Origin of the sequence: Sphingobacterium sp. UT-1RO-CII-1 (assembly GCF_026711005.1) — a bacterium.
Lineage (GTDB): Bacteria > Bacteroidota > Bacteroidia > Sphingobacteriales > Sphingobacteriaceae > Sphingobacterium.
Genome location: NZ_JAPPVJ010000002.1, coordinates 184,959 through 197,586 on the forward strand (window position 1 = coordinate 184,959; position 12,628 = coordinate 197,586).

11 protein-coding genes and 1 pseudogene are annotated in these 12,628 nt (G+C 35.6%); 8 read left to right on the forward strand and 4 right to left on the reverse strand.

Annotation, left to right across the window (positions count from 1 at the left end; translation table 11 throughout):
* Positions 1-49 precede the first annotated feature (49 nt).
* Both gdhA and ORI89_RS04695 read left to right on the forward strand, forming a co-directional pair.
* A complete protein-coding gene (gene gdhA / locus ORI89_RS04690; RefSeq protein WP_268229285.1) occupies positions 50-1,384 on the forward strand; it encodes an NADP-specific glutamate dehydrogenase in 1,335 nt (444 codons plus the stop codon).
* 72 nt (positions 1,385-1,456) lie between these two features.
* Positions 1,457-1,702, forward strand: a complete 246-nt coding sequence (locus ORI89_RS04695) for a hypothetical protein (RefSeq protein ID WP_268229286.1) — start codon at positions 1,457-1,459, stop codon at positions 1,700-1,702.
* A 187-nt stretch (positions 1,703-1,889) separates the two neighbouring features.
* On the opposite strand, the gene ORI89_RS04700 is transcribed toward ORI89_RS04695, so the two are convergent.
* On the reverse strand, positions 1,890-2,573 hold the full coding sequence (locus tag ORI89_RS04700; RefSeq protein WP_268229287.1) for an SIR2 family NAD-dependent protein deacylase: 684 nt from the start codon (positions 2,571-2,573) through the stop codon (positions 1,890-1,892).
* A gap of 138 nt (positions 2,574-2,711) precedes the next feature.
* Entirely contained in the window at positions 2,712-3,005 is a 294-nt protein-coding gene (locus ORI89_RS04705) for a YgaP family membrane protein (protein ID WP_268229288.1), read from the reverse strand.
* Between the two features lie 126 nt (positions 3,006-3,131).
* Here ORI89_RS04705 and ORI89_RS04710 point away from each other — a divergent pair, with 126 nt between their 5' ends.
* From ORI89_RS04710 to ORI89_RS04730, 5 genes are all read left to right on the forward strand, one after another.
* Complete coding sequence (locus tag ORI89_RS04710; protein WP_268229289.1) at positions 3,132-3,971, forward strand: ATP cone domain-containing protein; 840 nt, start codon at positions 3,132-3,134, stop codon at positions 3,969-3,971.
* A gap of 91 nt (positions 3,972-4,062) precedes the next feature.
* Positions 4,063-4,866 (forward strand): 5'-nucleotidase C-terminal domain-containing protein, encoded by an 804-nt coding sequence (locus ORI89_RS04715; protein ID WP_268229290.1) that lies wholly within the window; start codon positions 4,063-4,065, stop codon positions 4,864-4,866.
* On the forward strand, positions 4,859-5,800 hold the full coding sequence (locus ORI89_RS04720) for a bifunctional metallophosphatase/5'-nucleotidase (RefSeq protein WP_268229291.1): 942 nt from the start codon (positions 4,859-4,861) through the stop codon (positions 5,798-5,800). Before ORI89_RS04715 ends, ORI89_RS04720 begins: the two co-directional genes overlap by 8 nt.
* 19 nt (positions 5,801-5,819) lie before the next feature.
* On the forward strand, positions 5,820-7,028 hold the full coding sequence (locus ORI89_RS04725; RefSeq protein WP_268229292.1) for an MDR family MFS transporter: 1,209 nt from the start codon (positions 5,820-5,822) through the stop codon (positions 7,026-7,028).
* 215 nt (positions 7,029-7,243) lie between these two features.
* The gene (locus ORI89_RS04730) at positions 7,244-7,732 is read left to right on the forward strand and encodes a hypothetical protein (protein WP_268229293.1); all 489 of its coding nucleotides are present in this window, start codon (positions 7,244-7,246) and stop codon (positions 7,730-7,732) included.
* 10 nt (positions 7,733-7,742) lie between these two features.
* On the opposite strand, the gene recR is transcribed toward ORI89_RS04730, so the two are convergent.
* Positions 7,743-8,357: a recombination mediator RecR gene (gene recR / locus ORI89_RS04735; protein WP_268229294.1), complete on the reverse strand. Its 615-nt coding sequence runs from the start codon at positions 8,355-8,357 to the stop codon at positions 7,743-7,745.
* A 175-nt stretch (positions 8,358-8,532) separates the two neighbouring features.
* Here recR and ORI89_RS04740 point away from each other — a divergent pair, with 175 nt between their 5' ends.
* Positions 8,533-9,237: a TIGR00730 family Rossman fold protein gene (locus ORI89_RS04740; protein ID WP_268229295.1), complete on the forward strand. Its 705-nt coding sequence runs from the start codon at positions 8,533-8,535 to the stop codon at positions 9,235-9,237.
* Between the two features lie 79 nt (positions 9,238-9,316).
* On the opposite strand, the pseudogene ORI89_RS04750 reads toward ORI89_RS04740, so the two are convergent.
* Positions 9,317-12,448, reverse strand: a pseudogene (locus tag ORI89_RS04750) (TonB-dependent receptor).
* Positions 12,449-12,628 lie beyond the last annotated feature (180 nt).

Genomic DNA, 12,628 nt, shown 5'->3' on the forward strand with positions numbered 1-12,628 from the left:
TTATTAATTTTACATATATAATCTGTAAAAAATATAAATAACGAATCAAATGAGCTCATCCTTTATCGATTTAATCAATCACACAAAGGGCAAGAATCCCAATCAGCCCGAATTCATTCAAGCCGTAACAGAAGTTGTTGAAGACCTGATTCCTTACATGAATGAAAAACACCCAACATGGAGCGAATTGAAAATTATCGAGCGCATAATTGAGCCCGAGCGTGTAATATCCTTTCGTGTCACTTGGCTTGATGACAACAATCATGTTCAGATTAACAGAGGCTATCGTATTCAAATGAATAGTGCCCTAGGGCCTTACAAAGGTGGACTACGCTTCCATCCTACCGTCAATCTAAGTATTCTGAAGTTTTTAGCTTTTGAACAGGTGTTTAAAAATAGTTTGACAGGCATACCCTTGGGTGGCGCTAAAGGAGGTTCAGATTTTGATCCCAAAGGGAAATCGGATATGGAAATCATGCGCTTTTGCCAAAGCTTTATGAACGAACTTTATCGGCATATTGGTGCAGAAACAGATATACCAGCAGGCGACATAGGTGTTGGTGAGCGTGAAATAGGCTATTTATTTGGACAATACAAACGCCTACAAAATCAATTTACAGGAGTTTTAACAGGAAAAGGGAAATTTTGGGGTGGTTCATATATCAGACCCGAAGCAACGGGCTATGGTTTATTATACTTCGTCCAATGTATGTTTGAAAGCTTGAACGAAAGCTTAGTAGGTAAAATCGTTACAATTTCGGGCGCAGGAAATGTCGCCTATTACGCTGCAGAAAAAGCTATTCAATTAGGCGCAAAGGTTGTGACATTCTCAAATAGTACAGGGACATTATATGATCCTGATGGGTTTACGCCTGAAAAACTACATTTCCTGAGTACATTAGGTCGCGATTTAAATGGCTACATATCTAAATATAGTAACGCTGAATTTCATCAAGACAGCAAACCTTGGTGTTTTAAATGTGACATTGCACTGCCTTGTGCAACAGAAAACGAACTAAATGAAGCTGATGCCCAAAACTTGATTGACAATGGATGCATTTGTGTTGCTGAAGGCGCAAACATGCCATCTACACGAGAGGCTATACAGATTTTTCACAAATCTAAAATATATTTTGCACCTGGCAAAGCTGCCAACGCAGGCGGAGTAGCTGTTTCAGGACTAGAAATGTCACAAAACTGGATAGGACAACAATGGTCTCCTGATAAAGTAGACAATAGATTAAAAGTAATTATGGAAAATATACACAAAACCTGCCTAAAATATGGAAAAGAATCCTGTGGCTATGTAAACTACTTAAAGGGGGCTAATATCGGCGGTTTTATAAAAGTAGCTGTCGCAATGAAAGCACAAGGCTTGGTGTAGTAGATATTTTACTGTATTTTAGAAGGGTTGTTCAACTTAGTTGATCAACCCTTATTTTTTATATTTATCATTATGCGAATAGTAGCCGAACTCCCCCATCCAGATTGTAAAATTTCAATATTTTCAATGAATCAAAAATTTATCATAAAATTCGAACAAGGAACACTGGAACAATCTTACAAAATATCAGAAACTGATATTATAGGAGGTGTAAATGGCATCTTTGAATTAATTGACGACTCTTTTATTAAACAAGTTGTCGAACAATTCGGAGTAATGAGGAAATCATTTTTAGAAGCTTATTCTAGATATGAATAAATAAACCATATCAATAAGCCTAACATCCTGTATGTTTGACTATTGTGTTTTAAAAACAAGTCTTGCCGAATAATATTCTGAGTTATTTTATCAGAAGTGAAAACAAAACCACCTTCAGATAAAGCATAAGATCCAATAAAGGTCGCAACGTGCTGTTTTAATATCTGTTATCAATCTGATCAGAATATTATTCGGATAGCTTTTTCTTAAGAATATCCATTCCAACGGTAGCTGATGCATTTATACGTCGAACGCGAGCTGGTAAGTTCATTTGGTCTGCTTTAGGGTCAATTACATATACTTTACATTGACTATTTACCACATGTAGCAAATTAGCTGCTGGATAAACTTGTAAAGAAGTACCTATAACAATTAAGATATCTGCTTCTTGAGCAATGCGCTCTGCTTTTTCCATTAAGGGGACTGCTTCACCAAACCACACAATAAAAGGTCGTAATTGAGAACCTAATTCGCATGTATCGCCAATCAAGAGCTCGTTTTTTTTCATTGTATATACAAACTTTGGATTCAAAGAGGATTGGGCTTTCATAATTTCGCCATGTAAATGAATTATATTTTTACTGCCTGCCCGTTCATGCAAATCATCCACATTCTGCGTTATGATTTGCAGATCATAACAAGACTCCATTTCAACTAAAGCTTTATGTGCACTATTGGGTTTAGCTGCACTACATTGCTTACGCCTAACATTATAAAATTCAAGCACCAATGCTGGATTTACTTTCCATGCATGTAACGTTGCTACATCTTCTACTTTGTACCCCTCCCATAAACCATCTTTATCCCTAAAGGTATTAAGACCGCTTTCTGCTGATATACCCGCACCTGTAAATACGACAAGTTTTTTCATATGCCAAATAAATAAACTTGGCAAAACTAGTGATTTAAATAACTTAATAAAAGGGATGTAAAAAATACAGAATAACAGTATTATTTGACCAAAAACACAACTATAGCTTTAACGTAGTTTAAAACTAGAGAGATTTGTTTATTTTACGAAATACCGATGTTCAACAATGGTGTACTCTTGCTCAGGCTCTCCTTCTATTGCTCCTTTTACAGGGCACTTACCTGTTATCCCACGTACTACGAGACCAGCTCCTATAGCCACTCCAGGAAGAGAGCTTATTGGGTTCTGCAAAATCCGTTTTCCACTATACGCCATAATAAATCCACCGGCAATTATAGATAGAGCACGTTCTGAATTTGCTATCTTCCCATTTGCACAAGCCTTTTCAAAGCGTTTCTTCATTTTATTGGATAAAAAGTTTACTACACTCATTTTTACTATATTTATTTAAGAAACCAAATTTTCAAATATTTAACTAGATATATAACAGAGCAGATGTTTTAAATGTTTTGCTTTTATCAATAAAAAATAGCTTTTTTGTTATAATTTACACACAAAATGAGAGTCAAAAAATATTCTGGGGAGCTTGTGCCTTTTAATTCCAATGCATTAAAGCATTCACTCCATCGTTCTGGCGCAACAGAACAGATTGTTGAGAAGGTCTATAAAGACGTAGAAGCAGAATTGTACGATGGTATTACAACGCGCGAACTCTATGAGTCTGCTTTCAGGTTACTTTGTCAGCATCGGGAATCATATGCAGCCCGTTACTCATTAAAAAAAGCTTTACGAGATCTGGGGCCTGAAGGCTTTTACTTTGAACAATGGGTTGGACGTCTATTTGCCAATGAAGGCTACCAAACCATAACAGGACAAACAGTACAAGGGCATGCTGTCAGCCATGAAATTGATGTTGTTGCGGTGCAAGGAAAGGAGATGATTGCCATTGAGTGTAAATTCAGAAACGACATAGAAGCAAAAATATCAGTAACTACACCAATGTACTTCATGTCCAGAGCCAATGATGTAAAGAGAAAAAAACATCTATTTTTCAATAAAGAAAGAGAATTTAGCGAAGGTTTGTTGGTGACAAACGCATACCTGACCTCAGACTCTGTTCGTTTTGGAGAATATTATAATTTAAATATGCTTTCTTGGGATTATCCTGCAGAAACAAGCCTAAAACTTAGAGTAGATGACAATGGTCTCTACCCTATCACATGTTTGACGAACCTAACAGAAGAAAATAAAAAAATACTTCTAAAGAACCAATGTATTGCAGTAAAAGACCTAATTGATAGGCCCAGTTTTCTAAAAAAGCTGCAAATAACAGAAAAGCAACATCAAAGTATTATGCAAGAAGCACAAGAACTAGTGAGCAGCTTAGTAATTACCTAGCAATAACCTACGCTTGTTAACTTAGTATTATCTTTTATTTTTAACAGATAAATAGTCTTTTAGTCTGTACATTTGTAGCAAAAGTGATTCTATGCAAGCTTTGTCAAAAAATGTATGCACTAAAAAGTCATTTGTAAGTATTACGATTTCTTTTTCAAACTGGCTTTTAATTGCCGTTATACTATCCTTATCTTCTTCTTGTAGGACAAAACTTGTTCCCAGTACAATCCAGGAGCAATATTACACTATAGATTATAATATCATTGCAGATACAATGATATTAAACTACTATAAACCCTACAAGGAAAAATTAGATGCCGAAATGAATAGAGTCATTGGTTTTTCTAATCAGCATCTTAGCAAGCCTGCCATTCCTGAAACATTAGTCGGTAATTTTTTTGTAGATGCATTGTTATGGAAGGGAAAGAAATTAGATTCTGAAACACAGCTTAGCTTTGCAACAAAAGGTGGTATACGTTCCGATCTAAGGCAAGGTAAAGTAACGGTAGGCAACATTTTTGAAGTAATGCCTTTCGAAAATAAAATCAGTATACTAACTCTTAGAGGAGAAGACGTTATAAGATTGGGTGATTTCCTTGTTAAAACCAACGGGCAGCCAATAGCGGGTGCAAAACTTATTGTTGAAAACGGTGAGATTAAAACTTTTACTATTAATGGTAAACCAATAGACCCTGCATTGACTTACAAACTAGTCACATATGACTATTTAGCTAATGGAGGAGATTATATTGATTTCTTCGATCGTCTTATTGAGCGAAAAGACTATGAGCAACCTGTACGTGATGCATTAATTGAATACGTACAGTCTATAACGAATATAGGGGAAAATATTGATGTAAAATTAGATGGACGAATACAAATCACAAATGAATAGGAGAAAATTTTTAAAACAGTCAATAGGGCTTACCACAGCTTTAAGCATGTCTGCTTTTCCTACTTTTGTAAAAGCTTCACCCTCTATAACTAAACTTACTTTGTTACATACAAACGACGTCCATAGCCGTATCGACCCTTTCCCTATGGATGGATCTCGTTTACAAGGTTTAGGAGGTGTTGCAAGACGCAGTTCCTTAATCGAGCAGATACGTCAAAAAGAAAAAAATGTACTACTTCTAGATTGTGGGGATATGTTTCAAGGGACCCCCTATTTTAATATGTTTGAGGGTAAACTCGAACTAGAGCTGATGAGCAAACTAGGCTATGATGCTGGTACTTTTGGAAATCATGAATTTGACAATGGTATTGCAGGTCTTGTTAAACATTTAGATAGCGCCAATTTTCCTTTTTTAACAGCTAATTATGACTTTAGAGGCACTGCTCTTGAAGGTAAAACAAAGGATTATATCATCTTAGAACGTGACGGATTACGTATAGGAATTATTGGTGTAGGCATAGATATTGAAGGACTTGTGGATCCTAATAGTTATAAAGGTATGAGTTACACAGATCCTATAGATATTGTCAATAAGCTTTCGACAAAACTTAAATCACAAAAAAAATGTGATTTGGTTGTTTGTCTATCGCATTTGGGCTATAGCTACAAATCTGATAAAGTGTCAGACCTAAAACTTGCCGCAGCAACAAGCAATGTCGATATTATTCTCGGTGGACATACACATACCTTTCTCGATGAACCTACTCGAGTTAAAAATAGCATTGGAAAAGAAGTGTGGGTTAATCAAATGGGCTTTGGAGGTGTTCGTTTGGGGCGGATTGATATTTTCTTTGACAAGATGTCGGGTAAATCTCAATTAATGGCACAACACTACGGCATTGACCATAAAATGGATGCAAGTATAATATCGTAAACATTTAACACTAAAAATATTGAAAAGATTCTTCAATCTTTATATTGACGCATATCGTGGTCTTTCTGCAGAAGCTTGGTTCTTAGCATTAGTTATGCTAATAAACCGGATGGGTTCTATGGTAATACCTTTTATGAGTATGTATATGTCTGCTGAATTGTATTTTAGCAAAAGTCAAATAGGTATTATCTTAGGGTGCTTTGGTTTAGGCTCTGTATGTGGTTCCTGGCTAGGTGGCTGGCTAACGGATAGACTGGGAAGTTTTAAAGTGCAAGCAGCTAGTTTAATCATGGTCGTTCCACTTTTCTTAATCCTTCCCCAGTTTAGAACATTTGAGAGCCTCGCTCCTATGATCTTTATTTTGGCTATGATAGCAGATACTTTTCGGCCAGCCAACTCTGTGTCCGTTGCCCGCTATGCGAAACCTGAAAACTTAACAAAAGCATATTCATTAAATAGAATGGCTGTCAACCTTGGCTTTTCTATTGGTCCGGCTTTAGGAGGCTTTTTAGCTATGTTTTCCTACGACTGGATTTTCTACGGTAATGCGTTAGCTGCCCTACTAGCTGTCATTGTTTTTATAGTTGTATTTGCAAAAAGACAACCTAGAAACGCTCCTATCACGTTGAATAAAAAAGAAATAAACTTAACAACGAAAGATCGAAACGCATATTTGGATCCGCAATTTGTTATTTTTAACATATGCTGCTGTTTATTTTCAATGGCATTTTTCCAATTACTGAGTACACTTCCTTTATTTTATAAAGAAGCCAAGGAAATGTCAGAAGGATCTATAGGTCTAATTTTAGGTTTTAGTGGCTTTGTAATTGTTCTCTTTGAGATGATCTTAGTACATATCATGGAGCACCGATTTACCCCACGGTTCGTTATGATCGCTGGCACATTGTTTGCCGCCCTCTCATACTTCATGCTAAATATGCCATTTGGTATAGCTTGGCTTTACTTATCCATGTTTATGCTTTCATTAGGAGAAATGCTAACGCTCCCTTTTATGGCAACTATTACCATTAAAAGAGCCACATTAAATACACAGGGTGCATATATGGGCTTTAATTCTTTAGCATTTGCTGCCGCCAATATTTTTTCACCTTACTTAGGCACAAGTCTCGCCGAAAATTATGGCTATCCTACTTTATGGTATAGTGCCGGACTAGTTTTGGTTGTCACAGCTATAGGCTTCTCTTGGATAATAAAGAAAATGGTTTAAATAGCTGTCAATACATTTTAAATCAATTAATTACCAATCGACCCTACACTAGGGTAGTGGCCATTGGTAAGACTTTTTACTATCAACTACACGAAAACTACCCCCTGTACCTGACGCTAAAACATTAGGTTATGTGCATATTTGTATATATAAGCAGATATGAAGTATAAGACTATGCTTCACTCATCACGATAAATATTATCTAAACATATTATATGAAAAATCGTGTTTTTCAACTTTTTATATATAGCATATTATCTGTTTTATTAGGGATAACGGTAGTTAGATGTGAAAAGTCTAATACTATTCAATTGACAGGAAGCTGGAGCCTAATAGAAATGAATAAAACAATAATTAATGCGCAAAATGGGGAAAAGTCAACAAACACGACCAAGTATACTCCGCAGAATATTATATACACATTTCCTACTGATAGAAATATGTTCATTGAGCACCCAGATATCGGATCACGGCCTACTATATATGATATTGAAATTATTGAAGAGACTATGATTTGCAACTTACATGCTTCACTATCATCTGTTCCAAAAAATGATTTAAATATCCCTCAGAGTTTAACACCTATTGTTTACTCAGTAAGGTTAAACAAAGCAAAAGCACATTTAGTACTTGAAACAGAAGATAAAAGCAATAATGAGTACAAGGTAGTAATCGAATATATACTGACTAAAAAAAAGAGCTAAACAAGTAATTTTAACCAATATTGCGTTCATAAGGTATTCTTGTCGCAATAGAACGTCCTAATGTTATTTCATCTACATACTCCAGTTCTCCACCAAAAGCAATTCCTCTAGCAATGGTACTTATTTCTATTTGAAATTCTTTAAGTTTTCTATATAAATAAAAAATAGTGGTATCCCCTTCCATTGTTGCACTTAGCGCGAGTATAACTTCTTTAATATCATTTTCTCGAAGACGATGTACGAGGGCCTCTATTTTAAGATCAGATGGACCAATACCATCCATTGGCGATATTAAACCTCCAAGAACATGATATACCCCCTGATATTGATGAGTATTTTCAATTGCCATAACATCTCTTGTGTCTTCTACAACACATATTGTCTGTTTATCTCTTTTCAAAGCAGAGCAGATCTCACACACCTCATGATCAGAAATGTTAAAACATACTTTACAATACATTATCTGCTCTTTTAATTTAGTAATTGCATCCGTAAAACGAAATACATCACTATTTGGTTGCCCTAATAGATGAAGCACCAAACGTAAGGCTGTCTTTTTTCCAACACCGGGAAGTCGACCAAACTCATCTACAGCCTGCTCTAATAGTTTAGAGGAAAAATTCATAGCACAAAAATAGTAAGAAATTCACTACTTATCGATTAAAAAAACAAAGAAAGAAATGGTTACGATACGTATAAACAAAGCCAATTATTAATTGCAACATATATCTTATAACTAATTCAGACTAAATGGAATATTTATTATCTTGTGATATTTAATATCTATTATTGAAATACATATGGCGAAAGAAGATAAGATAAGAAGATCCTTTGCTAATAAAACTTGGCAAGAAATAAAAGTAAAAGACTCTTGGCAAATTTTCAAGATGATGTCTGAATTTGTTGATGGTTTTGAAAAGTTAGCAAAAATAGGGCCTTGTGTCTCTATTTTTGGATCAGCGCGTACACCTGATAAGCATAAATACTACCAAATGACTGTAGATATCGCGCGTTTATTGGCGGAGAAAGGCTACGGTGTCATTTCAGGCGGTGGCCCAGGTATTATGGAAGCAGCTAATAAAGGAGCCTATGAAGCCGGAGGAAAATCGGTCGGCCTAAATATAGAACTACCTCATGAGCAATTTCACAACCGCTATATCGACCGTGATAAACTATTAGAATTTAACTACTTTTTTGTACGCAAGGTCATGTTTATGAAATATTCTCAAGGATATATCGTTATGCCTGGCGGTTTTGGAACAATGGATGAGCTTTTTGAGGCCATTACACTTATACAGACAGGCAAAATTGGCAGGTTTCCAATTGTCCTAGTGGGCACAGAATACTGGAAAGGTCTATTTGATTGGGTAGAAAAAACAATGTTAAGTAATGCTTATATTTCTACTGAAGATTTAAAACTTTATAGAATGGTAGATACAGCTGAAGATGCCGTTGATCACATTTTACGTTTCTATGAAAAGTATCTATTGAAACCAAACTTCTAAACAAATTAGTAGCTACATATTAAAAAAGCCTTCGAAAAATTTCGAAGGCTTTTTTATTTAAATTATCTATACAAATCTATTAATTGAAAATATAACGAATACCGAATTGCCCCTGCCATCTTGATGCTAGAGACGATACAGAATATGCTTTATTATCTTTTGGTCCTGCAAAAGTAAAGCCTTCATCTTTGTTATTATAAGATATCAATTGATATGCACTATTACTCACTGAATAGTTTCTTCCCCATTTATTATTTAATAAATTCCCAACGTTAAATATATCAAACGTAAGTTGTAACCTATTCTTAGTACCATTAAATATCCCTCCAATATCTTGCGCAATACGTAGGTCAAACTGATGTTGCCATGGCATAAATGCACCATTACGCTCTGCATACTGACCTCTTCTTGTTTTTAGATAGTCATCTTGCTCTATATAGGCATTTAACGCTTCCCACTGTTGAGCAGCAGTAGACACAACCTCACCTGACTTATTTACTATATCAAGTAGCTTAATTTCACTAGCACTGTTTGGAACATATAACAAATCATTTCCATTTGCACCATCACCATTTAAATCTCCATTATATAAATATGTAAATGCTCCACCCGATCTTCCCGCATAGAATAAATTGACAGAAGTACCAAACATATTATCTTTTCCATAATTAATTGTATAGCCTAGGTTACCAATAAGACGGTGTCTCAGGTCGAAATTAGAATTAGACAAACTAGGATTATTTGGATCATCAACGATTTGAACAAATTACCAATTTGAACGAGCTATACTACTAGACCCATCGTTAACAGCACGAGATTGCCCATAAGTATAAGCTACCATTGCATTAAAACCACTGTTAAAGTTCTTTTGTAATTGACCTGTTATACTGTATGTATAACCTTTATTCGTGTTATCTATTAAGATCACATTTGTGAAGTCTTTGCTATTTACACGCTGTCCAGCATAGTTCGGCCTTAAATCAGCGCCTCCAGATAAACTCTCTTTTATAGTGCCTGTCGATCCAGAAACATTGATATCTGAATAAACGATATTATTTATTGTCTTTGAATAAATAGCTTCTACAGTTGCCAAAACACCATATGGAAGTTGAAAATCACCAGCAAGATTAAAACGGCCAACTTGGGGGATCTTGAAATCTTCACTAACTAAGTTTACTTCTGCTCTGGTTGACCCTGCCCCCATATTTTTCTGATTCTCAATATTGGGATCAAAACCATTACCATTATTTATGCCGTTTCCTGTCGCGAAAACACTCCCAAAATCAACACCATTATTACTAAATTGATTCGATAACCAAACAAAAGGTACGCGTCCTGTAAATATACCAGCACCACCTCTTAAAACAACAGAGCGGTCACCTTGGATATCATAGTTAAAGCCTACCCTTGGAGAGAATAGAAGTTTTCCACTAGGCGCTCTATCTGTTCGATACCCAGGAAAAGAATTTTCAATTTTCTCATTGCGTTTTGGTTTATCATTAAATACAGGCACATCAACCCTCATTCCGTAAGTCAATTTAAAGTTTGAATTAAACTGTGACTCCCCTTGTGCATAGAAGCCTAATTGAGCGGCGTTAAATTCCGCTTGAGGCAGTACTCCATTATCTTCCAAAGCATAAGTTGCTTCAACTTGTGCAGGTTTATTATCAATATAATCTTGAACAGAATTAAATTGCCAATAACCATTGGCATTATTTATAAATAAGTTTCTAAATTTGAAAAACTCATTATGGGTACCAAAAGTAAAAGTATGGTTTCCGACATTCCATTTAAAGTTATTCGTAAACTCAAACACATCCTGATCTAAGATATTTGCAGTTGAACTGCGTTGCGAACCAAAATCGACTGTATTACCAGAAATATTGTCAATATTACGAATTGTCACCTGCGGAAATAAAGCACCTAATATATCACGACTATCTCTAACTAAGCTATAACCAATAATTAAATTATTAGAAAATCTACTATCGAAATTACTTCTCAATTCTGCAACAAAACCATGTTGCTTATTAGAAAATTTATAAGCATTATTTCCAAACCTCAAATACGAAGCTCCACGACCAATATTATCGTCAAATGCATCAATATAATTATAGCGAGCAGACAATTGATGTTTATCAGAAATATTATAGTCTATCTTCGCAAAAATCTTATTGTTTTCGGTCTTCATGTCCATTGGTCCATATGAACCAACATCATAGCCATAGTTTTCTAAAGTGTGTTTTGCAATTAAATCAGCTGTAGCTAATGATATAGCTGAACCAGGTTCACCTGCCGCATTTAGTAAAGGAGCAGTTCTTCTTCCCATTTCACCATTTAGAAAAAAGAATAATTTGTCCTTAATAATTGGCCCACCTAAACGAAAACCGAACTGATTGTCTTTAAATGTTTCTGATTTTTTTCTAGTAAGAACATCTTTTCCGATTGTGTTTTGGTTTCGTCCAAAAAAATACACAGACCCCTCCACTGTATTTGTTCCCGATCGTGTAACAGCATTCACTCCCCCACCTGTAAAGTTACCTAGAGTCACATCATAAGGTGCTAAAACTACTTGAATTTCTTGAATAGCATCCAATGAAATTGGCTGTGTTCCCGCCTGACCACCAGGTGTACCTGAACCTGCAAGACCAAAAACATCATTATTGACGGCACCATCAATAGTAATATTATTATAACGATTGTTCGTACCCCCAAAAGAATTTCCATTTGCCTGCGGTGTTAAACGGGTAAAATCCTGCAGACTACGACTTAAAGTAGGCATGTTTTCAAGCTGTTTCTTAGAAACAGTGGTCGAAGCACCAGTACGAGTACCTCTACCGTTTGTTCCTGCACTAACGCTAACAGCTTCTAAAGAAGTTGTACCATCATCAAATACTGGATTAATTACAAAAGGTTGTCCTAACTGCAAGTAAAGACCTTCATAAACTATTGGGTCTCGCCCCACAAAAGTTACTTCTACCCGGTAAGGTCCACCCACTCGCATGTTAGCAAGATTAAAACGTCCTGCGACGTTTGCAGAGCCAGAATAGGTCGTCCCCGATGGAACGTGAACAGCTTTAATAGTTGCTCCGACGGTAGCATATCCCGAAGATTGGGTGACCACACCTGTCATACTACTTGTGGTAACCTGTGCTTGAATCGTTCCGTAACTAACTAGAAATAAAGCAAAGAAAAGTAGAGATTTTTTCATATTCAAAAACTAATTTTGTATTGATGAATGTAATACAAAGGTAGAAATACGATTAACATCTGTACCGACTTAACAAAAGCTTAATGTTTAATTAATAAGGTTTTAAACCTTAAAGAATACAAGAGCCTCACTTACTAAAGGTATGCTTAACAAAAAATCAAAGAAATAATCCTAAAAGTT